Source organism: Pseudorhodoferax sp. Leaf267, assembly GCF_001422405.1.
Classification (GTDB): domain Bacteria; phylum Pseudomonadota; class Gammaproteobacteria; order Burkholderiales; family Burkholderiaceae_C; genus Pseudorhodoferax.
Genome location: NZ_LMMV01000025.1, coordinates 360514 through 381720 on the forward strand (window position 1 = coordinate 360514; position 21207 = coordinate 381720).

General features: G+C 69.5%; 22 protein-coding genes and 1 pseudogene. 19 read left to right on the plus strand and 4 right to left on the minus strand.

The features are described 5' to 3' along the window. Position 1: 1 nt before the first annotated feature. The 7 genes from ASF43_RS26825 (at position 2) to ASF43_RS32085 (ending at position 8155) form a co-directional block, all read left to right on the plus strand. A complete protein-coding gene (locus ASF43_RS26825) occupies positions 2 to 1141 on the plus strand; it encodes a PepSY domain-containing protein (protein ID WP_056188310.1) in 1140 nt (379 codons plus the stop codon). Further along, positions 1141 to 1317: a hypothetical protein gene (locus ASF43_RS31470; protein ID WP_200932619.1), complete on the plus strand. Its 177-nt coding sequence runs from the start codon at positions 1141 to 1143 to the stop codon at positions 1315 to 1317. Before ASF43_RS26825 ends, ASF43_RS31470 begins: the two co-directional genes overlap by 1 nt. Positions 1318 to 1392: 75 nt before the next feature. Continuing rightward, complete coding sequence (locus tag ASF43_RS26830; protein WP_156373535.1) at positions 1393 to 1968, plus strand: hypothetical protein; 576 nt, start codon at positions 1393 to 1395, stop codon at positions 1966 to 1968. Positions 1969 to 2004: 36 nt separating this feature from the next. After that, positions 2005 to 4236: a TonB-dependent siderophore receptor gene (locus ASF43_RS26835; protein ID WP_056188316.1), complete on the plus strand. Its 2232-nt coding sequence runs from the start codon at positions 2005 to 2007 to the stop codon at positions 4234 to 4236. A 41-nt stretch (positions 4237 to 4277) separates the two neighbouring features. Beyond that, the gene (locus ASF43_RS26840) at positions 4278 to 6431 is read left to right on the plus strand and encodes a TonB-dependent siderophore receptor (RefSeq protein ID WP_056188647.1); all 2154 of its coding nucleotides are present in this window, start codon (positions 4278 to 4280) and stop codon (positions 6429 to 6431) included. 274 nt (positions 6432 to 6705) lie between these two features. After that, on the plus strand, positions 6706 to 7446 hold the full coding sequence (locus tag ASF43_RS32080) for a serine hydrolase (protein ID WP_162241859.1): 741 nt from the start codon (positions 6706 to 6708) through the stop codon (positions 7444 to 7446). Then, on the plus strand, positions 7370 to 8155 hold the full coding sequence (locus ASF43_RS32085; protein ID WP_162241860.1) for a serine hydrolase: 786 nt from the start codon (positions 7370 to 7372) through the stop codon (positions 8153 to 8155). The genes ASF43_RS32080 and ASF43_RS32085 overlap by 77 nt, the downstream gene beginning before the upstream one ends. A 101-nt stretch (positions 8156 to 8256) precedes the next feature. On the opposite strand, the gene ASF43_RS26850 is transcribed toward ASF43_RS32085, so the two are convergent. Then, entirely contained in the window at positions 8257 to 8703 is a 447-nt protein-coding gene (locus tag ASF43_RS26850) for a GNAT family N-acetyltransferase (protein WP_056188319.1), read from the minus strand. A gap of 191 nt (positions 8704 to 8894) precedes the next feature. On the opposite strand from ASF43_RS26850, the gene ASF43_RS26855 reads away from it, so the two are divergent. Beyond that, the gene (locus ASF43_RS26855) at positions 8895 to 10457 is read left to right on the plus strand and encodes an amidase family protein (protein WP_056188321.1); all 1563 of its coding nucleotides are present in this window, start codon (positions 8895 to 8897) and stop codon (positions 10455 to 10457) included. A 15-nt stretch (positions 10458 to 10472) separates the two neighbouring features. Here the strand turns inward: ASF43_RS26855 and ASF43_RS26860 are convergent, their stop codons facing one another. Both ASF43_RS26860 and ASF43_RS26865 read right to left on the minus strand, forming a co-directional pair. Then, positions 10473 to 11096 carry a Crp/Fnr family transcriptional regulator gene (locus tag ASF43_RS26860; protein ID WP_056188324.1) on the minus strand — a complete coding sequence of 208 codons (624 nt, stop codon included), beginning with the start codon at positions 11094 to 11096 and terminating at the stop codon, positions 10473 to 10475. 39 nt (positions 11097 to 11135) lie between these two features. After that, positions 11136 to 11735 (minus strand): YigZ family protein, encoded by a 600-nt coding sequence (locus tag ASF43_RS26865; protein WP_056188650.1) that lies wholly within the window; start codon positions 11733 to 11735, stop codon positions 11136 to 11138. 92 nt (positions 11736 to 11827) lie between these two features. On the opposite strand from ASF43_RS26865, the gene ASF43_RS26870 reads away from it, so the two are divergent. The 11 genes and pseudogenes from ASF43_RS26870 to ASF43_RS26920 all read left to right on the plus strand — a co-directional run bounded on the left by ASF43_RS26870 (position 11828) and on the right by ASF43_RS26920 (position 20164). Then, a complete protein-coding gene (locus ASF43_RS26870) occupies positions 11828 to 12628 on the plus strand; it encodes an ABC transporter permease (RefSeq protein ID WP_056188327.1) in 801 nt (266 codons plus the stop codon). Positions 12629 to 12632: 4 nt separating this feature from the next. Further along, positions 12633 to 13595 (plus strand): MlaD family protein, encoded by a 963-nt coding sequence (locus ASF43_RS26875; protein ID WP_056188331.1) that lies wholly within the window; start codon positions 12633 to 12635, stop codon positions 13593 to 13595. Positions 13596 to 13809: 214 nt separating this feature from the next. Further along, on the plus strand, positions 13810 to 14445 hold the full coding sequence (locus tag ASF43_RS26880) for a hypothetical protein (RefSeq protein WP_235578378.1): 636 nt from the start codon (positions 13810 to 13812) through the stop codon (positions 14443 to 14445). An 83-nt stretch (positions 14446 to 14528) separates the two neighbouring features. After that, positions 14529 to 15392, plus strand: coding sequence for a hypothetical protein (locus ASF43_RS26885; RefSeq protein ID WP_056188337.1), 864 nt, complete (start codon positions 14529 to 14531; stop codon positions 15390 to 15392). 271 nt (positions 15393 to 15663) lie between these two features. Then, positions 15664 to 16101: a YciI family protein gene (locus tag ASF43_RS26890; protein WP_056188340.1), complete on the plus strand. Its 438-nt coding sequence runs from the start codon at positions 15664 to 15666 to the stop codon at positions 16099 to 16101. Then, positions 16101 to 16496 carry a DUF1801 domain-containing protein gene (locus tag ASF43_RS26895; RefSeq protein WP_156373538.1) on the plus strand — a complete coding sequence of 132 codons (396 nt, stop codon included), beginning with the start codon at positions 16101 to 16103 and terminating at the stop codon, positions 16494 to 16496. The genes ASF43_RS26890 and ASF43_RS26895 overlap by 1 nt, the downstream gene beginning before the upstream one ends. A gap of 3 nt (positions 16497 to 16499) precedes the next feature. Then, entirely contained in the window at positions 16500 to 17117 is a 618-nt protein-coding gene (locus tag ASF43_RS26900) for an N-acetyltransferase (protein ID WP_056188351.1), read from the plus strand. After that, positions 17114 to 17605, plus strand: a complete 492-nt coding sequence (locus ASF43_RS26905; RefSeq protein ID WP_056188353.1) for a DUF4188 domain-containing protein — start codon at positions 17114 to 17116, stop codon at positions 17603 to 17605. Before ASF43_RS26900 ends, ASF43_RS26905 begins: the two co-directional genes overlap by 4 nt. Positions 17606 to 17630: 25 nt before the next feature. Further along, on the plus strand, positions 17631 to 18362 hold the full coding sequence (gene pyrF / locus ASF43_RS26910) for an orotidine-5'-phosphate decarboxylase (RefSeq protein WP_082498197.1): 732 nt from the start codon (positions 17631 to 17633) through the stop codon (positions 18360 to 18362). Positions 18363 to 18535: 173 nt separating this feature from the next. Next, complete coding sequence (locus tag ASF43_RS26915; protein WP_056188355.1) at positions 18536 to 19249, plus strand: type IV toxin-antitoxin system AbiEi family antitoxin domain-containing protein; 714 nt, start codon at positions 18536 to 18538, stop codon at positions 19247 to 19249. Then, positions 19246 to 20164 (plus strand): annotated as a pseudogene (locus ASF43_RS26920) (nucleotidyl transferase AbiEii/AbiGii toxin family protein). The gene ASF43_RS26915 and the pseudogene ASF43_RS26920 overlap by 4 nt, the downstream one beginning before the upstream one ends. A gap of 39 nt (positions 20165 to 20203) precedes the next feature. Here ASF43_RS26920 and ASF43_RS26925 read toward each other — a convergent pair. Next, positions 20204 to 21181, minus strand: a complete 978-nt coding sequence (locus tag ASF43_RS26925; protein WP_056188358.1) for a TauD/TfdA family dioxygenase — start codon at positions 21179 to 21181, stop codon at positions 20204 to 20206. Between the last annotated feature and the right edge of the window lie 26 nt (positions 21182 to 21207).

Genomic DNA, 21207 nt, shown 5'->3' on the forward strand with positions numbered 1-21207 from the left:
CATGCTCAGCAGCCGCGCCATCCGCCACTGGACCTGGACCCACAAGTGGTCCAGCCTGGTCTGCACCGTGTTCATGCTGCTGCTGTGCATCACCGGGCTGCCGCTGATCTTCCACCACGAGATCGGCCACCTGCTCGGCACCGAGATCGAGGCGGCCGAGATGCCCGCAGACTCCCCGCGCGCCGACCTGGACGCCATCATGCGGCTGGCCGGCGAGCGCTACCCGGGCCTGCAGGGCATGTTCGCCTCGCAGGAAGAGGACGACGACCGTGTCTGGTACGTGACCATGGCGCCCACACCCGACGCGACCGCCGGCTTCAAGCAGGTGGCCGTGGACGCACGCACCGGCCGCGCGCTGGGCGATCCGCCGCTGGACAGCGGCTTCATGTACATCATGCGGTCGCTGCACATCGACCTGTTCGCAGGCCTGCCGGGCATGCTGTTCCTGGGCCTCATGGGCGTGCTGCTGCTGGTCTCGCTGGTGTCGGGCACCGTGCTCTATGCGCCCTTCATGCGCAAGCTGCGGTTCGGCGAGATCCGGCGCGCGCGCAGCCCGCGCGCCAAGTGGCTGGACCTGCACAACCTGCTGGGCATCGTCACGCTGGTGTGGTTCACGGTGGTGGGCGCCACGGGCGTCATCAACGCCTGGGCCGACCTGCTGGTCAAGTACTACCAGCACACCGAGGTGGCCGCCATGCTGGCGCCCTACAAGGACAAGCCGCCGCTCGCAACGCCCGGCTCGCTGCAGCGCGCCGTGGCCGCTGCGCTGGCCCACGAGCCCGGCATGAAGGTGGCGTTCGTCGCCTTTCCGGGCACCGGTTTCTCCAGCCCGCACCACTACGGCGTGTACCTGCGCGGTGGCGAGCATGTGACGGCCAAGCTGCTCAAGCCCGTGCTGGTCGATGCGGCCACCAGCCAGGTCACCGATGCGCGCGCGCTGCCGTGGTATCTGGCCGTGCTGCTGGTCTCGCAGCCGCTGCACTTCGGCGACTACGGCGGCGTGCCCATGCAGATCCTGTGGGCGCTGCTGGACATCGTGACCATCGTCGTGCTCGTCACGGGCCTGTACCTGTGGGTCAAGCGGCGCCAGCCGCAGGCCAAGGGTTCCGCTACCGGCGCCGCGGCGCCCGTGCGCAGCTGATGCGCGCGTCGTTCCTGCGCGTCTGGGGCTGGCCGATCGCGCTGGGCCTGGTCAGCGGCACGGGTTTGGTCAGCGCGCTGCTGGCCGACGGCTGGTACGACTGGTGGTCCTGGCTGGGCCTGGGCCTGCCAGTCATGGTCGGCGCCTGGTTCTGGTGGCGCCCGCACAAGCCTTAGCCACCTTCCTTTTCAAGCAAGCCCGCAGCTGCCGCCACGTGTCTTGCTCCCCGGTTGTCAAAACGAGGAGCTTTCATGCGACAGCACATTCCACGCCGCGGCGCGCGCCCGCGGACCACCACCCTGATGGGCGCATGCGTGCTGGCCTGCGCGGCCGGCGCGCCGGCGCAGACCGCCTTGCCCGAGGTGCGCGTGATCGACAGCGCATCGACCACCGAGGGCACCTACACCGCGCGTGAACTGGACATCGGCAAGACCGGCCTGTCGCCGCGCGAGACGCCGCAGTCCGTCAGCGTGATCACGCGCCAGCAGCTGGACGATCGCAACGTCACCAAGCTGGACCTCGCGCCGTCCACCACCGTGTCCGTGGGCACCACCCGCCAGCGCGTGCGCTCCATGGTCGACCATGGCCTGCCGGCCTATGCCGATGGCCGCCTGCTGGATGTGCCGCGCAGCACCGTGGTCGGCACGCGCGCGACCCGCCAGGACATGGACACGCTGGATGTCTTTGTCGAGCTGGAGCACCGGCTGGACAACGGCGGCCTCGTCAAGCCTGCGCTGCGCGACGTGCGCAGTGAGGGCCTGGAGCTCGAAGCCAGCGGCCAGGTCGCGCCGCGCAGTGCCGTGCTCGCGCTGCGGGTGCGCTACTGAGCCGCAACGATTTCTTCATCACATCAAAGGCTATCCATGTCCATGCATTGCATCCACCCCCCGCCCGCGCGCCGCGCGCTGTGCATCGCCGTCGTTGCGGTCTGCGGGGCAGCGCCTGCGCTTGCGCAGACCGCGGCCACGCTCAAGGAGATCACCGTCACCGACGGCCGCGATGCGACCACCGAGGGCACGCGCTCGTACACCACGACGGCGCCCCTGTCCACGGCCACCAAGCTCGGCCTCACGCCGCGCGAGACGCCGCAGTCCATGACCATCATCACGCGCGAGCGCATGGAAGAGCAGGGCCTGCAGACCCTGTCGGAGACCCTGCAGCAGGTGACCGGCGTCTACGTCAGCAACAACGACACCGAGCGCATCACCTACAGCGCGCGCGGCTACAACATCAACAACTACCAGGTCGACGGCATGCTGAACACCTTCGGCGGCTCGCTGAAGACCAACGGCGACAACATCGTCTACGACCGCATCGAGGTGGTGCGCGGGGCCACCGGGCTCATGACCGGCGCGGGTGACCCGTCGGCCACCGTGAACCAGGTGCGCAAGCGGCCCACGCGCGAGTTCCAGGGCAGCGCCGCGCTGCGCCTGGGCTCCCATGACCTGCAGCGTGCCGAGATCGACCTGTCGAGCCCGCTGGCCTTCGACGGCAAGGTCCGCGGTCGCTTCGTCGCGGCCAAGCAGGAGGCCGGCTCGTTCCGGCCCATGTACAGGCAGGACATCGAGGCCGTCTACGGCATCGTCGAGGCCGACCTGGGGCCGGACACCACCATCGCCCTGGGCCACGAGCGCCAGAAGTCCGACCCGCGCGGCGTGACCTGGGGCACGGTGCCGTACTGGAACGCCGACGGCACCGAGGCCAACATGCCGTTCGACCTGAACCTGTCCACGCCCTGGTCGTCGTGGAACATCCGCGAGAAGAAGACTTTCGCCACGGTGGAGCACCGCTTCCACCCCGACTGGCGCGTGCGCGCCGGCTTCACGCACAGCAACCGCGTGCAGGACGGCAGCCTGTACTTCGGCTTCGGCCAGTACCCGCGGGCCGATGGCAGCGGCATCACCGTGGCCTCGGGCCGCTTCCCGTCCGATGAGGACATGGACGTCGTCGACCTCAACGTGGACGGCAAGTTCCAGGCCTTCGGCCGCACGCACGACGTGCTGCTCGGCTGGGGCCAATCCAAAAAGGAGCTGAACAGCCTGCGTGTGCAGAACGAAGGCGCAGACACGCTGCCGGGGAACTACGGCGTGATCCCGGACTGGCGCACCTGGACCGGCGACGTGCGCCAGTTCACGAGCGTGGACCTGCCGGTGCCCACCAGCGTCAACCTGATCCGCCAGAAAGCCGCCTACCTGGCCACCAGGCTGCACCTGGCCGACCCGCTGAAGGCCGTGCTGGGCGTGCGCTACGGCGCGTACGAAACGCGTACGCGCAACAACGCGGCCAGCGGCGCGCAGACCAGCGCCAGCGGCTACAAGAACGACGGCATCTGGACACCGTATGCCGGCCTGCTGTTCGACCTGACGCCGCAGTGGACGGCCTACACAGCCTACACCAGCATCTTCCAGCCGCAGAACTACCGCGACCGCGCCAACGAACCCATCGACCCGATGCAGGGCAACAGCATCGAGGCCGGCATCAAGGGCGAGCTGTTCGACAAGCGGCTGAACGTGTCGGCCGCCATCTTCCGCAGCAAGCGCGACAACGTGGCCGAGATCGACGACAGCGTGCCACCGAACTCGCTGCCCGGCGCGGTGCAGGCCTACCGCTCCACGGGAAAGGGCAACGTGACCGACGGTGTCGAGTTCGAGGCCGCCGGCCAGATCACGCGGCAGTGGAACGTGGCGGCCGGCTACAGCCACACGCGCTCGCGCCTGGCCAACGGCGAGCCGACCAACACCGGCACGCCGCGCAACCTGTTCAAGCTGTTCACGAGCTACCGCTTCGGCGATGGCCAGCGCTTCAGCGTGGGCGGCGGCGTGAACTTTCAGAGTGGCTTGTGGGCCACGGCGCAACGGCCGACCGGTGCCTACGCCGCCAACGGCAATGCGATCACCTCGCCGTCGCGCATCGCGCAAGGCCGCGTGTGGCTGGCCAGCCTGATGCTGGGCTACCGCATCAGCGACAACCTGAGCGCCCAGCTCAACGTGAACAACCTGTTCGACAAGCACTACGCGAACCGCGTGGGCTTCTACAACGGCGTGCACTACGCCGACCCGCGCACCGCGACCGTCACGCTGCGCGCGACGTTCTGATGCCTTTGCACCATGTTTCTCCACATCCACAGGACTTGACCATGCACCGCACAACTCTCCATCCCGTGGCCGCGGCTGCGGCTGTGTTGCTCACCACGCTGCAAGGCGCGGCCTGGGCGCAGGCCACACCCACCACAGCCACCACGCCGGCCACCACCGCCGGCACGCTCAGCGAAATCCGCGTGAACGCCAGCGCCGAGCGCGAGACCGCCACCTCCCCCGTCGTCGGCTACCGCGCCAGGCGCGCCGCCACGGCCACCAAGACCGACACGCCGCTGGCCGAGACGCCGCAGTCCGTCACCGTAGTCACGCGCGACCAGCTCGTCGACCAGGGCGCGACCAACCTGCAGGACGCGCTGGCCTATGCGGCCGGCGTGCGGTCCGACGGCTACGGCCTGGACTCGCGCGCCGATTCGGTGATGATCCGCGGCACCGAGCCCAGCATCTACCTGGACGGGCTGCAGCAGAACTCGGCCGGCTGGTACACCAGCACCACGCGGCCCGACCCGTACGTGATGGAGCGCATCGAGGTGCTGCGCGGCCCGGCCGGCATGCTGTTCGGCGCGGGCACGGCGGCCGGCGTGGTCAACATGGTCAGCAAGCGGCCGCTGCAGGATGCGCAGCGCGAGGTGGGCGTGCAGTTCGGCAGCCATGGCCGCAAGCAGGTGCAGGCCGATTTGACCGGGCCGCTGTCGGACCAGTGGTCCTACCGCATCGTCGCGCTGCACCGCAAGGCCGACACCCAGGTCGACTACGTGCCCGACGACCGCACGCTGATCGCGCCCTCGCTGGCCTGGCGGCCGGACGGCGCCACCTCGCTCGTGCTGCAGGGCTTCTGGCAGAAAGACAAGACCGGCAGCACGTCGCAGTTCTTCCCGTGGCAGGGCACGTTGCTGCCCAACCCGAACGGCCGGCTGCCCACCAGCCGATTCATCGGCGAGCCGGGCGACGGCTACGACAGCGACCGCAAGTCCTTCGGCTGGCAGTTCGAGCACAGGTTCAACGACCAGTGGACGTTGCGCCAGAACCTGCGCATCTCGCGCAACGAAAACGACTCGGACTACTTCTACGCGAACTTCTTCGGCAACGGCGTCGACGCGGGCCCGGGCGGCTGGAGCGTGGACCCGATCAACCAGCGGCTCATCGAGCGCTACTACGGCAGAAGCATCACGCGCACGCGCATGACCGGCGTGGACACGCATGCCGAGGGCCATCTGCAGACCGGCGCCGTGCGGCACACGCTGCTGGCGGGCCTGGACTATTCGCGCCAGCGCGAGCACAAGCGCGAGGGCGCCAGCCAGACGAGCGTGATCGATGCCTACGCACCGGTCTACGGCGTGAACCTGCCGGACCGCGGCAACCTGGTGGGCACTCCGGGCACGACGCAGCGCAACGTCGGCGTCTACCTGCAGGACCAGATGCAGCTGGACCGCTGGATCGTCGTCGCCGGCCTGCGGCATGACCGCGCGACCGCCGGCACCGACGGCAGCGACGACGAGACCACCAGCGCCACGACCAAGCGCCTGGGCCTGATGTACACCTTGCCCGCGGGCTGGTCGCCCTATGTGAGCTACACCGAGTCCTTCACGCCCCTGAGTGGCCGCATGGCCAGCGGCGGCCTGTTCAAGCCCTTGCGTGGCGAGCAGGTCGAGGCCGGAGTGAAGTACATGCCCGAGGGCGCGTCCACCAGCGTCACGGCCTCGGTCTACAAGCTCAAGGAAAAGAACCGCACCATCTCCGACCCGACCGATCCACGCGTCGGCCTGCAGCTCGATGCGACGCGCAACAAGGGCGTGGAGCTGGAGCTGAAGACGTCGGTGGGCAGGAGAACCGACCTCATTGCGCACTTCAACTACACCGATGCCGACGACAAGCTCGGCGGCATGCCGCGCCGCCAGGCCGCGGTGTGGGCCAAGCAGGGCTTCGCGATCGCAGACCTCGCAGGCTTCTCGGTCGGCGCGGGTGTGCGCTTCATGAGCAGCTTCAGCGACCGCTCCGAGGCCGCGCCCGGCCCGCGGGTGCCATCGGTCACGCTGCTGGACCTGGTGCTCGCCTACGACACCGACGCCTGGCGCTTCGCGCTCAACGTGAACAACGCGGCCGACAAGGTGTATGTGAGCACCTGCCTGGCGCGCGGCGACTGCTGGTGGGGCGCGCGGCGCACCGTGGTGGCCAGCGCGACGTATCGGTTCTAGCGCGCCCGGCTCCGGATACGCGTTCGGCTCCCAGGCCGAACAACCCGCGCATGGCCTGGCGGACTGGTCCTGGCCGATGGCGGGGCCGCCTGCGTGATGCCGGCCGGCCTTGATCGTCACGAAGCGTTTGTGCTCAACGGCCTTGTCGTACAGGGCCTGGCGGAGCGCTGGCTCGATGAAGCCGTCGTCCCGGCCACGCCCGATGACGCACTACCATCACCGACAGCCCGCGCACGCCTTCCAGTGGCTGTTGTAACGATGGAGCATGTTCCGCATGAGGCTGACCGCCCTTGGGGTCCTCGTCGCGTTGAGTCTCTTTGCTGTTCCGGCGGCGTCTGCGCCCGTCGAAGATTCTTGCGGCACCCCGCGACACGCGAGCGACGGGTGGCAGGTCGAAACGAATCCCGAGTCCGCCGGATTCGATCCGAGCCTTCTTTGCGAAGCCGTGCGGGACTTTTTACAAAGCTCCCGTAACCTGCACGGCTTTGTGGTCGAGCGCCATGGCCGGCTGATGGCCGAGGCCTATCGCACGGGGCCCGACAGGTCGACATACGCGCTGTGGGCAAGCCGGGTCGGCTTTGATCAGGACACACCACACGACGTTCGCTCCATCACGAAATCCGTCGTGGCATTGCTTTGGGGCATTGCCGAGAACGAGCGCGCCGTGCCGCCGCTTGCCACGCCGATTCTGGACCTGCTGCCGGCACTCGCCGATCTGCGCAACGGCGGTCGCGAGCGCATCACGGTGGCCGACATGCTGTGCATGCGCAGCGGTCTCGCCTGGGATGAAAGCGGACGTCACGGCCGATGGAATAACGATGAGAACGGCCTGCTGTGGCGTGGCGACCGCGCCCGCTACGTGTTTGATCGGCGTGTTTCGGCCTCGCCTGGTACGCACTTCAATTACAACGGCGGACTCACTGCGGTGTTGGGGGCTTGTGCTGGAGGAGCGGACGGGCCAGAGCCTGGAGGCCTATGCCCGTCAGCGGCTGTTCGAGCCACTTGGCCTGCGTGATTGGGAGTGGGTCAATGATGTGCGTGGCCGCACGCGCGCCTACACCGGGTTGCGCTTGCGCCCGCGTGATGTGGCGCGCATTGGAAGGATGGTGTTGCAGGGAGGGCGCTGGGAAGGCCGGCAAATCGTTCCACAGCCTTGGGTGCAGACCTTGCTCTCGCCGTGCAAGCCAGGCGAGGAGTACGGCCACCATTGGTGGCTCGGCAGCGTGTGGGTTCACGGCCAGCAAGTCGGCTGGCATGGGGCCCTGGGGAACGGAGGGCAGCGCTTGTTCGTTGTACCGAGCCTGGACCTGGTCGTGGTGATGACCGCCGGCGAGTACAACGGCGGACGGAGCATCGGCCGTGCGCAGCAGCACCTCTTGCAGCAGGTGGTGGCCGCGACAAGCGAGCACGCTGGCAAGCAGGCGGCTGCGACCACGCCTGCCCCCGCAGCGGCAGCGCAGGCGGGCCCGGTCGAGATGCGCGCCATCAAGCAGTCCATCACCGAGGAAGACGGTGGCGCGCGCGTGTACGTGCATTTGAAGGTCGCTCCTGGAGCGAACCTACCGTTCACGACCCTGCGCTTGCGGGTGCGCGACAAGGCCCTCGTGGCGGGACTTCGCAACGGCGCCAGCGTGAAGTTCAGCGCAGAGCGTATCGACGGTGAGAACACACTCATGGCCATCCGAGCCGTCCCGGCGTGCGTGCGCTTTCAGCCTTGCGATTGACCACCAGTTCTGCAATCTGGTGGGAACGCCGACATCGGCATCGATGCGAGTTCGGGCGGGTAGCGGCCACTCTCGGGCGCGCGGGTTTGTCACTCTCCAGATCACCGCTGCTGGGCCGGGCGCAAGTAGTAGTTGTCAAAGTCTCCCTGCTCGACCAGCTGGAAGCCATGACGTTGGTAGAAGCGGTTGGAAGCACTGTGCTTCAATGCGCCGACCTTCACCGCAAGGCCCAGAGCATCCGCCTGATCGAACACGAGCTGGAGAACCTGAGCACCGATGCCCGCCCCTTGACGGCCCGGCCTGATGTACAAGTGGTCCAACAGCAGATGGTCGTCGCACGGCTTGGTGACCACGAATCCAACGCGCTCGCCGCACAGTTCGACGTGATGGGTTTGCGCTGGTACGAAGCCAGATTGGAAGCGCTCCCGCGCACGGTCGGGGTCGAAATGTCCGAGCCGTTCCAAGCTCTCGCGCATGGCTTCGATGCGCCGGGCGACGAGGGCATCAAGATCAGACACCGAAGCGGGCGCGAGCGTGATGTGCGGCATGTGTTCCTTTGTGTTGCCCAGGACTTCGATGGACTGTCTCAGATTCATTAACAAGAAGCAGGTGCGCGATCACCCTTCAAACATTGCGGTACAGGACTTGCGAGTTGCACCAGGCCGGGCCATGTTGGCGACGACGACGTTCGCCGGCCTTGCCCGCGTCTTCTTCAATCTCCAAATACACAGGATCGCGCATGCGTCTTCGCTTCTCCCGTCTGGCTTCCACCCTCCTCGGCGCCAGCCTGCTGGCCGCCTTGTCGCCCGTGCAGGCTAAGCCGTTCATTGTGGAGGAGGCGACGGTCGCCTCCGTCCATGCTGCGCTCAAGGACGGCAGCCTGACCTGCGTCGCGCTGGTGCGCCAGTACCTGGCCCGCATCGAGGCCTACGACCAGAAGGGCCCGGCCCTGCGCGCGCTCATCACCGTCCACCCCGACGCGCTGAAGATCGCCGCCGAGATGGACCGGCAGTACCGCGCCGACCCGGCCAAGGCCGGGCCGCTGCACTGCATCCCCGTCATCCTCAAGGACAACTTCAACACCGCCGACATGCCCACCTCGGGCGGCAATGTCGCGATGAAGAACTCGCGGCCCGCGGCCGACGCGTTCACGGTGGCGCGCATGCGCCAGGCTGGTGCACTGATCCTGGCCAAGTCCAACCTGCAGGAGTTCGCGCGCGGTGGCGTCTCCATCAGCAGCCTGGGTGGCCAGGTCTTGAACCCGTACGACCTCACGCGCAACCCGGGTGGCTCCAGCGGCGGCACGGGCGCAGCCATCGCGGCCAACTTCGCCGTGCTGGGCACGGGCAGCGACACGGGCCAGTCCATCCGCTCGCCGGCCTCGGCCAACAGCCTGGTCGGCGTGCGCCCCACGCGCGGCCTGGTGAGCCGCGCCGGCGTGATGCCCAACAGCGCCACGCAGGACGAGGTCGGCCCGATCGCGCGCACCGTGGCCGACGCGGCCCGGCTGCTCGACGTGATGGTGGGCTTTGACCCGCGCGACCCGATCACCGCGCTGGGCGTGGGCAAGGCGCCGGCCAGCTACCTGCCGGCGCTCAAGGCCGACGCGCTGCAGGGCGCGCGCATCGGCGTGATGACCAACCTGATGGGCCGCGAGCCGCGCCATGCCGAGGTCAACGCCGCCATGGAGCGCACCATCGCGAAGATGCAGGCGCTGGGTGCGACGGTCGTGCGCTTCGACCTGCCGGCCTACGACAAGCTCGCGCCGGTGCTGGCCACCGACCGCTTCGAGGCGCGCACCGTGTTCGACCAGTACTTCGCCGACCTCGGCCCGGGCCAGCCGGTGACGAGCTTTCGCCAGCTCGTCGATTCGAAGACCGCGTCGCCTGCGATCCAGAAGACGCTGGAGGCCGAGATCGCCATCGAGAACGGCCTGAACGACCCCGTCTACAAGGACCGCACGCTGAGCCGCGAGACACTGCGCATCGCGGTCGCCGCCAAGATGGCCGAGCTGCGCATCGACGCGATCCTGTACCCGCTGCAGCGCGTGCTGGTGTCGGCGGCCGGGCAGGGCGAGCAGCCCGAGCGCAACGGCACGCTGTCCAACGGCACGGGCTTCCCGGCCGTGACCTTTCCGGCGGGTTTCTCGGCGCCGACCGCGACGGCGCCGGTCGGCGTGCCCATCGGGGCCGAGCTGCTGGCGCTCGACTACAGCGAGCCGCGCCTGCTGGCACTGGCCTACGCCTACGAGCAGGCGGCCAAGGTGCGCCAGCCGCCGCGCAGCACGCCGCCGCTCGACTGAGCAGCGCGGGGGCGCTTACGGGGCGGCCAGTTGCTGCAGCCGGTCCGGGTCGGTCAGCTGCAGCCGCGCGCCGTTTTGCAGGATCAGCCCGCGCTCGCGCAGTTGGCGCAGCACGCGCGAGAGCGTCTCGGGCGCCATGCCCAGCTGGGCGGCGATGGTGCGCTTGCGCTGCTGCAGCTCGATGCCCACGCGGCCGTCGTCGGCGCGGCGCGCGTGCTGCAGCAGCCATTGCGCGCAGCGCGCTTCGGCGTCTTGCACCAGCAGGCCCAGCATGGCGTCGGTCTGGCGGCGCTGGGCCAGGGCCATGTCGCGCAGCAGCATGCCAACGGCTTCAGGCTGGCCGGCCTGCCAGGCGCGCAGGGCCTGGGCAGGGAAGGCCCACAGCTCCACGGCCGCGTCGGCCACCCAGTCGCAGGGCGAGGCCTGGCCCAGCAGCACCGAGGCCGCATCGAGCCAGCCGGGCTGGTCGAACGTCACCAGCCGGTGCCGCAGCTGGCCGCGCACCAGGATGCCGGCGGCGACGCGGCCACTGCGCAGGTACAGCGCGGCCGGGGCCTCGGCGAAGCGCGCGAGCAGCACCTCACCTGCAGCAGCGGTGCGTGCGACGGGGGCGAGCGGAAGTCCGGCGAGCCATGACATGGTTGCACTGTGTCCCCGCCACGCGCGGCGCGCTTTGCGCTAGCGCAAGCTTTGAGCAGATTCCCATGCGAGGCGGCCCTGGCCCAGGTCCGACAGGCGCTGTTGCAGCCCTGGCGCATCGGGCGTGGGGACCTCCAGCCGCATGCGCACGAGCTGGCCATGCTCGACCTGCAGCAGGCGCGCGCCCGCGGCTTGCAGCGCGCGCCGCGCGGCGCCCTCCAGCGCATAGGGCAGCACGCATTCCAATGCGGCCCAGCGCACGAGCGTGACCTTGTCTGCCGCCAGCAGCGCCTGGGCCACGGCATCGGTGTAGGCCCGCACGAGGCCACCCGCGCCGAGCTTGATGCCGCCGAAATAGCGCACCACGGTGGCCAGCACGCCATCCAGGTCCTGCTGGCGCAGCACATGCAGCATAGGCCGGCCGGCCGTGCCGCCGGGCTCCCCATCGTCCACCGCGGCCGAGTCGCCACCGGCCAGCAGCGCCCAGCAGACATGGGCGGCGCCGGGGTGCTCGGCCCACCGCGCGGCCACCACCTGCAAGGCCTGCGCGCGGTCGGCCACGGGCTGCACGCGGGCGATGAAGCGGCTCTTCCTGACGATGAGCTCGTGGTCGACCGGGTGGGCAATCGTCTGCGGCATGGGTGCGAGCTTACCCAGGCGCGCTGCGCCCATGGACGACGCCATGCCCTGGCCGTTACCGCCGGAAACGACCCTCTCGCTATCATGGTTCGATGCCCGTTGCCCGCCTGTTGTCGCCCCTGCCGCCCACGTCGCGCGGGCCGTGGCGCGTGCTGGCGCAGTGGTGGGCGGTGCTGCAGTTCGGCGCCGTCGCCGCGGTCTATGCGCTGTCGCCTTCCAGCCACGACGCGCGCAGCCGCGCCGCCGCCGCGCGGCTGCTGCACGCCAGCAGTTGGCAGACCTTGCCCTGGTTCGGCCTGCTCAGCGCGCTCCTGAGCCTGGCGCTGATCCGCACGCTGGTCGTCACCGCGCAGGGCTATGGCCTGTCGCAGTTCGCGCTGGAGCTCGTGGTGCGCGCGCTGGTGCTGGAGCTGGTGCCGCTCAGCGCGGCGCTGTGCGTGCTGCTGCGCGCAGCCCTGGCCGGCGACCTGCTGCCCGCGCCCGACCCGGCCGGCGGCATGGCGCCGCTGGCGATTGCGCCCGAGCGCTGGCGGCTGGACCTGGTGCCGCGCGTGCTGTCGCTGGCCTTCGCGGTGCCGGCGCTGGCCGTGGTCAGCGCCGTGCTGGCGCTGGTGCTGGCCTACATCGGCGTACACGGTTTCACGCCCTGGGGCCTGGCGGCCTACACCCGCATGGTGGGCCGCGTGTTCGACCCGGCCACCAGCCTGGCGCTGGTGCTCAAGACCGCGCTGTTCAGCCTGGCCGTGGCCGTGGTGCCGCTGGCCAGCGCGCTGCAGGAACCACAGCGCACGGCACAGCACGGCGACGGCTTCTCGGTGCGCAGCGGCACGCTGCGCGTGCTGGCGGTGCTGGTGCTGGTGCAGGCCGCCTCGCTGGCCTTGCAATATTTTTGAACCCATGGATCTGCAGAACGAACCCTTGCCACCACCCCCGCCGCGCCACGTCGAGTTCAAGGCCGGCATGCTGCTGGCCCTGGTGCTGATGCTGGTCTGCGCCGCCGCCGGCTACCTGCTGTACGCACGCGGCGTGTTCGAGGAGACGCAGGAGCTGCGCCTGATGGCCGAGGACTCCGAAGGCGTCACGGTCGGCATGGATCTGACCTTCGCCGGCTTCCCGGTCGGCCGCGTGCGCCGCATCGAGCTGGCCGACGACGCCAGGGTGCGCATCGTCGTGGCCGTGGCCACCAAGGACGCCGCCTGGCTGCGCAGCACCAGCATCTACACGCTGGAACGCGGCCTGGTCGGCGACGCCAAGCTGCGCGCCTTCACCGGCGTCCTGACCGACCCGCCGCTGCCGCCCGATGCCGAGCGCCCGGTGCTGCGCGGTGACGTCAGCGCCGAGATCCCGCGCCTGGTGGCCACCATGCAGGCCCTGGTCGGCAATGTGGAGCGCATGACGCAGGAGGGCTCGGACATCGACACCAGCCTGGGCAACGTGCGCAGCCTGTCCGAAGGCTTCAAGGGCCGCTACGGCGTGCTGGGCGCCACGCTGGGCGGCGACGACAACGCGAAGAAGCTGATCGCCGCGCTGGACCGCGCCAACGCGCTGCTGGGCCGCACCGACGCGCTGGTGGGCAAGGCCGACCAGCGTTTGTTCGGCAAGAAGGGCGTGGTGGACGATACGCAGGCCCTGGTGCGGCAGCTCAACGCGTTGCTGACCGATGCGCAGGGCAGCCTGAAAAAACTGGACTCGGTGCTGGTCGAAGCCCAGGCCGTGGGCGCCAACGCGCGCGTGGCCACGCAGGACCTGGCGCCGCTGCGCGCCGAGGTGGAGAGCAGCCTGCGCCGCGTGGATGCGCTGCTGGGCGAGGTCCACCGCAAGTGGCCGTTCGCGCGGGAGACGGACATCAAGCTGCCATGAAGCCAGTGAGACCCCCCAAGCGGCTTCGCCGCTCCCCCCTGTGCTGCGCGAGGGGGGCGCACACAGCGGCCTGGCAGAGCCAGTTCCGCGGGTGCTCGCGAACGGGCTTGCCTTCGATCGCCGATGTCCTGCTCCCTCTCCCTCTGGGAGAGGGTAGGGGTGAGGGCATGCGGCAGCGGCAGCGCAGGGGCCCATCGACATGAGGCGCCTGCTGATGTCTGGATGCATCGCGGCCTGGCTGCTCAGCGCCTGCGGCTCCCAGCCACCCGTGCCCGACTGGCAGGGCAACGCCCACGGTGCGCTGCAATCGGCCGTGGCCGCCACGCTGAACGGCAACACCCGCGTGGCCGAGGCCGACATGGCGCGCGCCCGCAACGAGATCGCGCGCACCGGCCAGCCGGCGCTGCTGGCGCGGGCCGAGCTGGTGCTGTGCGCGGCGCGCGTGGCCAGCCTGGACCTGGCGGGTTGCCCGGCTTACGAGGCGCTGGCCGTGGATGCCGCGCCGGCCGAGCGGGCGTATGCGGCCTATCTGTACGGCAAGGGGCAGCCGGCGGATGTGGCGCTGCTGCCGGAACAGCACCGGGGCGTGGCGCGTGGCGGTGCTTCGGCCGCCGCGCTGCACGACCCGCTGGCCCGGCTCGTGGCGGCCGCCGTGCTGTTGCAGCGTGGAACGCTGGTGCCCGCGGATGCCGTCGACGCGGCTGCAACGGCGTCTGCGCAGGGCTGGCGCCGGCCGCTGCTGGCCTGGCTCGGCGTGCAGCTGCGGGCGGCCGAGGCAGCGGGCGACGCCGGGATGGCGCTGCAGTTGCAGCGCCGCATCGGCCTGGCAGCGGGCACTTCCTCGCCCTGACGGGTGACGCGGGCGGTACGCGGCAGAGCGCTCGCCACAGCGAGCCGCAAGGCATACTGGACCACCAACTTTTGCGCCATACCATGTCCGTTGCCCAGATCTCCCATGCTGCAGGTTCGACCCGGATCTTCGTGTTCGACGAGGTCTACCCCTTCCGCGCCGCGCAGGAGCAGGCCGAAAAGAAGAAGCTCAGCGCCTTCGGCCTGCTGGCCAAGCTCAACCCCATGCGCCGGCCCACGGCCGAAACGGTGCAGTTGACCAAGGAGGAGCTGCGCTACGAGCCGTTCTGGCACATCACGGCCACGCGCTCGATCGACTACCGCAGCCAGGCCACGTACCAGGTGCCGGTGCACAACGCCTACGCGCAGCAACTGCAGATCGACGGCCTGCGTTTCGACGTGGCGCGGCAGAAGGACAAGGCCCGCATCGAGTTCACGGCGGTGGAGCAATGCCACCGCAAGATCGGCTTCGACGAGTACCTGGACGGCATGAAGCGCGACGTATCGGCAGGCTCGCTGCCGGGCTACATCAAGAAGTACAAGTTCACCGAGCACGAGGAATACGAGAACCCGGCGCTGCTCAAGCCCGCGCTGCCGCTGCAGGCGGCCACCGACCTGGCCATCGCCAAGCTGTCCAGCGAGGCCGTCACCGCGCACGAGGTGCTGCGCAACGACTTCGAGTTCGAGCGCCGCCACCTGTACGCGCGGCCCGTGTTCGCGTTCGAGTACCGTTGGGGCCCGGCCGACAAGACCGGCGTGATCGAAGTCGACGGCTTGACCGGCGAAGTCGTCGAGACCGGCCGCTGGTTCGACGAGAAGTTCACGCAGCGCTTCTCGCGCGACCACCTGATCGACCTGGGTGCCGAGGCCGCCAACATGGCGCTGCCGGGCAGCGGCATCGTGATCAAGGCGATCAGTTACGGCGCCGACGCGCTGCGCAAGCCGTAGCGCTGGCGAGGCGGCCGATGCCGACATCCACGCGCCCCGGCGGCCCGCCTGGGCGGGGCGGTCCGACCCGCGCAGCGCAATGGGAAGCGCGGGGCTTTCGGGCCGATGGCGGCTGGGGCCCGCAGGGCAACATGCTCCAGTTGCGCGATGCGGCGGACTGACACCGCGCGGCAGCGCCACATGCGCACAGCATCGGCACGCCCATGTCGAAACCACGCCGCCTGCTTCGTCGTGGCGGTGACAGCTTGTTCAACCCCTCAAGGAGATCCCCATGCGATTCATGGTCATCGTCAAGGCCACGGCCGACAGCGAAGCCGGTGTGATGCCGAGCGAACAGCAACTGGCCGAGATGGGCCGCTTCAACGAACAGCTGGTGCAGGCCGGCGTGATGCAGGCCGGTGAGGGCCTGCACCCCAGCGCCAAGGGCGCGCGCGTGCACTTCTCGGGCGCGAGCCGCACCGTCATCGACGGCCCGTTCGCCGAGACCAAGGAGCTGGTGGCCGGCTTCTGGCTGTGGAAGTGCGCATCGCTGCAGGAGGCGATAGCCTGGGCCAAGCGCTGCCCGAACCCGATGCCCGGCGACTCCGACCTGGAAATCCGCCAGGTGTTCGACGCCGACGACTTCGGCGACGCGCTGACGCCCGAACTGCGCGCGCTGGAAGACCGGCTGCGCGCGAAGGTCGCGGGCCAGCAGACAGGCCAGCCGTGATGCACAAGGGCGACCCGGCCGCGGCAGACAGCGCGGCCTACGTGGCCGGGCTGGACGGCTGGCAGCAGCGCCAGGTGGCGGCGCTGCGCGCGGCCGTGCTGGAGGCCGCGCCGCTGCAGGAGGTCATCAAGTGGGGCCACCTGGTCTACCTGTCCAACGGCCCAGCGCTGCTGCTGCGGGCCGAACCCAGGCGCGTGCTGTTCGGCCTGTGGCGCGGCCAGCGCATGGCGGCGCTGGAATCCAGACTCAAGCCCGGCGGCCAGTTCGAGATGGCGACGCTGACGCTGTTCGAAGACACGCCGCTGGAGCGCGCCACCGTGCTGGCCCTGGCGCGCGAGGCCGTGGCGATGAATGCGGCGCTGGGCGATCCGACGGCGGTGCTGCGCAAGCGCTGAGACATGACGCCGACGGCCAGCGCGGGCCCCTGGCGCGTGGAATGCGTGCCGGCGGGCCACCTCGGCGGCTACGCCAGCATCCCGAGCCGATTCACGACCGACGTGGTGATGGACGTCGGCCCTGACGGCCCACCCTTCATGTTGCACGAGCGCCATCTGGGCGCTTCCTTCTCCAAGGACTACGACGTGCTGGAACCACCGAGGCAATGGCACGCGCTGTTCGACCTCTCCGCCTGGGCCGTGCTGTCTGTCTCCGGTGCGACGGGCCGGCTGGGCGAGGCCTTGCTCGCCTGGAACACGCCCGGCGTCGACATGCTGGAGGGCCGGCGCGACCTGCTGGTCCTGTGGGACATCCGGGTGGGGGCCGGGGCCAGGGGGCGCGGTGTCGGCACAGCGCTGTTCCGCGCCGCCGAGGCGTGGGGCCGCGCGCGGGCGTGCACGGGATTGAAGGTCGAGACCCAGAACGTCAATGTTGCGGCCTGCCGCTTCTACCGCGCGATGGGGTGCGTGCTGGCCCAGGCGGTGCGCGGTGCCTATCCCGGGCTGCCCGACGAGGTGCAGCTGATCTGGAGAAAGCCGATCGACAGCGCCGACGACCAGCGGCTATCGTGCGCCCCATGATCCGCACCGAACGATTGACCGCGCGCATCGACGGCGACTTCGTCGTCTTCCTGATCGGCATGCGCATCAACAAGCCCTGGAAGGTCCACCAATGGTGGCCGGTCGTGCAGGCCATGCCGCGCATGCTCAAGGAGCTGGCAGCGCGGCCCGAGGCCGGCATGCTTGGCGGCGAGATGTGGCTGGGCCGCACCACCCTCATGCTGCAGTACTGGCGCAGCATGGAACAGTTGATGGCCTACGCCAAGGACCGGCAGGCCGCGCACCTGCCGGCGTGGAAGGCGTTCAACCAGGCCGTCGGCACGAACGGCGATGTCGGCATCTGGCACGAGACCTATGCCGTGGGACCAGGCGCTTACGAGAACATCTACGTGAACATGCCGGCGTTCGGGCTCGGCAAGGCGGGCGATCTGTTGCCGGCGACGGGGCATCGCCGGTCGGCCGAGGAACGCCTGCGCAGCGATGGGCCGCGGGCCGAAAGGCCATCCTGAAGATGCGCAGCGGCATCGTGCGCGCATGAACACCCGCGTCTTTGTGTCCCTGGATGTCGACAGCGCGGACGCCGCGTTCCGACTTGTCGAGCCATTGGGCGGCGAGGCCTCTGCGTACAAGGTCGGCCTGCAGCTGCTGACCGCGGAAGGGCCCGACGTGGTGCAGCGCCTGGTCGCCATGGGCAAACAGGTCTTTCTCGACCTCAAGCTGCACGAGATTCCCAACTCCGTTGCTGGCGCGGTCGCCGCTGCTGGACAGCTGGGCGCCACGATGGTGACGGTGCATGCCTCGGCCGGCTCGGCGGTGCTGCGTGCGGCGGTCGAGGCGGCGCGGGCGTATCCGAGCCTGCAGGTGCTCGCGCTGACTGTCATCACCAGTCTGCGTGATGAAGACCTGCCGGAGATCGGCCTCGCGCCTTCGGTGGTCGTGCAGGTGGAGCGCCTGGCCCGGTTGGCCGTGGCATCTGGCTGTCAGGGTGTTGTGGCTTCGGTGCAGGAGGCGGCCGTGCTGGCGAGCGTGCTGCCACCTCGCACGCTGATCGTCGCGCCAGGGATTCAGCTGGGCAGCACGCAGGCGAACGACCAATCTCGGATCGCAACGCCCGCATTGGCTGCACGCGCAGGCGCGACCCACATCGTCGTGGGGCGTGCCGTGACCCGGGCCGCCGATCCGCTCCAGGCATTCCGTGAGGTGGCGCAGGGCTTCGATGCCCCCCGCAACAACCGGAAAGTGCGCAAGGGCTGGTTGACGGCATAAAAAGATGCGGTTAGTTCGCATCCGGCGGGATATCGTCGATCTTTGGTATGCAGTTCTCGATGCCGACACCAGCCAGTCCATGCAGGGCAGGCGACCGCATCGGCCTCACGGCATGAAATGAATGCGATAAAGTACGCTTTGTGGGAACTTCTCCAAGTTTTTTATTCCGTCACATGCTGGCCGAGATCCCGCGCGGCACGCCCTTGTCCATCCCTTTATTGCGCGCGGGGGGATTAGGTGCCAAGCAGGCAGCAAGGCTGGCCGAGAGCGGATGGCTCCAGCGCCTGGGACGCGGCACCTACCTCCTGCCCGGCGATCAACTGGACCGCGATGCCGCGCTCGCCACGCTGACCGAGTCGGTCCCCGGGCTGCACGTGGGGGGCAGGACGGCCCTGGCCTGGCGCGGCGTGCGGCACAACCTGGCCTTCACGGAGCGGCTCAGCCTGTGGGGCGACAAGCCCGCCAGGCTGCCCGAGTGGTTCACTGCGGCGTTCCCTTCCCACTACCAGGCAACCCGGCTGTTCGACGATGGCCTGGCGGCTGCGTCGGGGCTCGCGCCGCTGCCAGGCGGCCGGCTCGATGTGATGGTGTCCACGCCCGAGCGCGCCGTGCTGGAGCTGTTGAGCGACATCGGCAAGTCGCAGGGGCTGGAGGAGGCCAGGCACCTTGTCGAGGGCGCCCGCGCCTTGCGCATGCACGTGCTGGAGGAACTGCTGGCCCACCTCACCCGCATCAAGGTAGTGCGGCTGGCGCATGCGTTGGCCGACGAGCTCGATCTGCCGTGGAAGGACCTGGCGTGCATGCACAGCGAGCGCCTGGGCGGCGGGCGCCGTTGGGTGTCCACGACCCGGACCGGTGAGCGCCTCAACCTGAAGCGACCGGCATGAACGCGCACTACGTCCGCACCGTGCGGTTGCTGCTGGATGTGGCGCATGCGGTGTTCGAGACATCCGCCTTCGCCATGAAGGGCGGCACGGCCTTGAACCTGTTCGTGCAGGACATGCCGCGCCTGTCGGTGGACATCGACGTGGTCTTCGTGCCGCATGCGTTGCCGCGGGATGAAGCCCTGCGCGCCATTGCCGACGAACTGGCCGCGGCCCAGGCGCGCATCGAAGCGCTGGGGTTCGATGCCGTGCTGCGCAAGGCCAAGGAGGGCAACGAGGCCAAGCTGTTCGTGCGCAGCGCGAATGTCGAAGTCAAGGTCGAGGTGAACTTCGTCTTCCGCGGCACGGTGCTGCCCCCCGAGCGCAGGCCGCTGAGCCTGGCGGCACAACAGCTGTTCTCCGCCCATGTCGAGGTGCCCGTGCTGGCGCCGCCCGAGCTGTACGCCAGCAAGCTCGTGGCCGCCCTGGACCGGCAGCATCCACGCGACCTGTTCGACATGCAACTGATGCTGGCCGGCAATGGCTGGAGCGACGCGCTGCTCGACTGCTTCGTGGTCTACCTGGCCGCCACCACCGGCCCATGCACGAGGTGCTGTTCCCGAACGAGAAACCACTCCACGCGGTGTTCGAAAACGAGTTCGTGGGCATGACGGCGGCCCCGGTGCGCGTGGACGATTTGCTGGCGACCCGGCATCGGTTGATCGACGAACTACCGCGCGCCTTGTTGCCGCGGCACCGGCAGTTCCTGCTGTCCATGGTGCGTGCCGAGCCGGACTGGGGCCTGCTGCCCCATCCCATCTGGCGCAACTGCCGGCGCTGCAATGGAAGCTGCGCAATCTGGCCCAGTTACGCAAGAACGCCGCGAAGTTCAAGCAGCAACAGGACGAGCTCGCGGCACGGCTGGATCGCACGGCGTAGCGCGTTGCGGGCCAGCGCGGCCTGCACGGCACGCGTCGATCAATACGCCGCCCCATGCGCTGCCAGCACCGGATCGCCCTCCAGCGCCGTCGATGCCCGCCCATCCACCCCCACCGGCACCTGCCCCACCAGCGTGGTGCGGTACAGCTGCCGGTCGAAGTCGAGCGCGAAGATGTCGTTCGGCGGCAGGTGGGCCGTCGAGCGGTTGTCCCAGAACGCGATGGAACCGGGCTCCCACTTGAAGCGCACCGTGAACTCGCTGCGCACCGCGTGTTCCCACAAAAACTCCAGCAGCACGCGGCTTTCGCGCGCGTGCAGGCCGGTGATGCGCTTCAGGAAGCCCGGGCTCACGTACAGCACCTTCTCGCCCGTCTCAGGGTGCACGGTGACCAGCGGATGCTCGCTGACCAGGCGGCGCTGCTGCACCAGCTGCTGGTACTCGGCCGAGGCCTGGGCGCCCACGGGCGCGGCGAACAGATGCTCGCCGCGCAGGCCTTCGACGATGCGCTGCATGGGCTCTGACAGCGCGGCGTAGGCGGCCGCCAGGTTGGTCCACTGCGTGTCGCCGCCGTAGGGCGGGATCGTCACGCCGCGCAGGATGGACGCGGCCGGCGGGTTGTGCGCGGCCGTCACGTCGGCATGCCAGCCGGTCCAGGGGCGCTGCTCGGCCTGGCCCGTGTGGCGGTTCGCCTTGCGGTGCTTGGCGATCGAATACAGCTCGGGGTAGCCCTCGACATGGCCGAACACCGGGTGGCCCACCGTCAGCTCGCCGAACTGGCGCGCGAACGCGATCTGCTGCGCGTGGCTCAGGTGCTGGTCGCGGAAGAACACCACCTTCCACTGCAGCAGCGCGGCGCGGATGGTGGCGATCTCGGCGGCGGCCAGCGGCGCGCGCAGGTCCACGCCGTGGATCAGCGCGCCGATGTGGGCGGACTGCGGCAGCACCTGGATGTGCTGCGTCGCGTCCAGCGCGGTCTGCAGCTGGCGCTGGATGTCGGGGGGCAGGGGCATGTTCATGGTGGTGTCTCCGTTCTCGTGGGGGT

Excerpts from the sequence above, each read along its gene's own strand:
- ASF43_RS26825 (WP_056188310.1), top strand. The coding sequence starts at position 2 with ATGCTCAGCAGCCGCGCCATCCGCCACTGGACCTGGACCCACAAGTGG.
- ASF43_RS31470 (WP_200932619.1), top strand. The coding sequence starts at position 1,141 with ATGCGCGCGTCGTTCCTGCGCGTCTGGGGCTGGCCGATCGCGCTGGGC.
- ASF43_RS26830 (WP_156373535.1), top strand. The coding sequence starts at position 1,393 with ATGCGACAGCACATTCCACGCCGCGGCGCGCGCCCGCGGACCACCACC.
- ASF43_RS26835 (WP_056188316.1), top strand. The coding sequence starts at position 2,005 with ATGTCCATGCATTGCATCCACCCCCCGCCCGCGCGCCGCGCGCTGTGC.
- ASF43_RS26840 (WP_056188647.1), top strand. The coding sequence starts at position 4,278 with ATGCACCGCACAACTCTCCATCCCGTGGCCGCGGCTGCGGCTGTGTTG.
- ASF43_RS32080 (WP_162241859.1), top strand. The coding sequence starts at position 6,706 with ATGAGGCTGACCGCCCTTGGGGTCCTCGTCGCGTTGAGTCTCTTTGCT.
- ASF43_RS26850 (WP_056188319.1), bottom strand. The coding sequence starts at position 8,703 with ATGCCGCACATCACGCTCGCGCCCGCTTCGGTGTCTGATCTTGATGCC.
- ASF43_RS26855 (WP_056188321.1), top strand. The coding sequence starts at position 8,895 with ATGCGTCTTCGCTTCTCCCGTCTGGCTTCCACCCTCCTCGGCGCCAGC.
- ASF43_RS26860 (WP_056188324.1), bottom strand. The coding sequence starts at position 11,096 with ATGTCATGGCTCGCCGGACTTCCGCTCGCCCCCGTCGCACGCACCGCT.
- ASF43_RS26865 (WP_056188650.1), bottom strand. The coding sequence starts at position 11,735 with ATGCCGCAGACGATTGCCCACCCGGTCGACCACGAGCTCATCGTCAGG.
- ASF43_RS26870 (WP_056188327.1), top strand. The coding sequence starts at position 11,828 with ATGCCCGTTGCCCGCCTGTTGTCGCCCCTGCCGCCCACGTCGCGCGGG.
- ASF43_RS26875 (WP_056188331.1), top strand. The coding sequence starts at position 12,633 with ATGGATCTGCAGAACGAACCCTTGCCACCACCCCCGCCGCGCCACGTC.
- ASF43_RS26880 (WP_235578378.1), top strand. The coding sequence starts at position 13,810 with ATGTCTGGATGCATCGCGGCCTGGCTGCTCAGCGCCTGCGGCTCCCAG.
- ASF43_RS26885 (WP_056188337.1), top strand. The coding sequence starts at position 14,529 with ATGTCCGTTGCCCAGATCTCCCATGCTGCAGGTTCGACCCGGATCTTC.
- ASF43_RS26890 (WP_056188340.1), top strand. The coding sequence starts at position 15,664 with ATGCGATTCATGGTCATCGTCAAGGCCACGGCCGACAGCGAAGCCGGT.
- ASF43_RS26895 (WP_156373538.1), top strand. The coding sequence starts at position 16,101 with ATGCACAAGGGCGACCCGGCCGCGGCAGACAGCGCGGCCTACGTGGCC.
- ASF43_RS26900 (WP_056188351.1), top strand. The coding sequence starts at position 16,500 with ATGACGCCGACGGCCAGCGCGGGCCCCTGGCGCGTGGAATGCGTGCCG.
- ASF43_RS26905 (WP_056188353.1), top strand. The coding sequence starts at position 17,114 with ATGATCCGCACCGAACGATTGACCGCGCGCATCGACGGCGACTTCGTC.
- pyrF (WP_082498197.1), top strand. The coding sequence starts at position 17,631 with ATGAACACCCGCGTCTTTGTGTCCCTGGATGTCGACAGCGCGGACGCC.
- ASF43_RS26915 (WP_056188355.1), top strand. The coding sequence starts at position 18,536 with ATGCTGGCCGAGATCCCGCGCGGCACGCCCTTGTCCATCCCTTTATTG.
- ASF43_RS26925 (WP_056188358.1), bottom strand. The coding sequence starts at position 21,181 with ATGAACATGCCCCTGCCCCCCGACATCCAGCGCCAGCTGCAGACCGCG.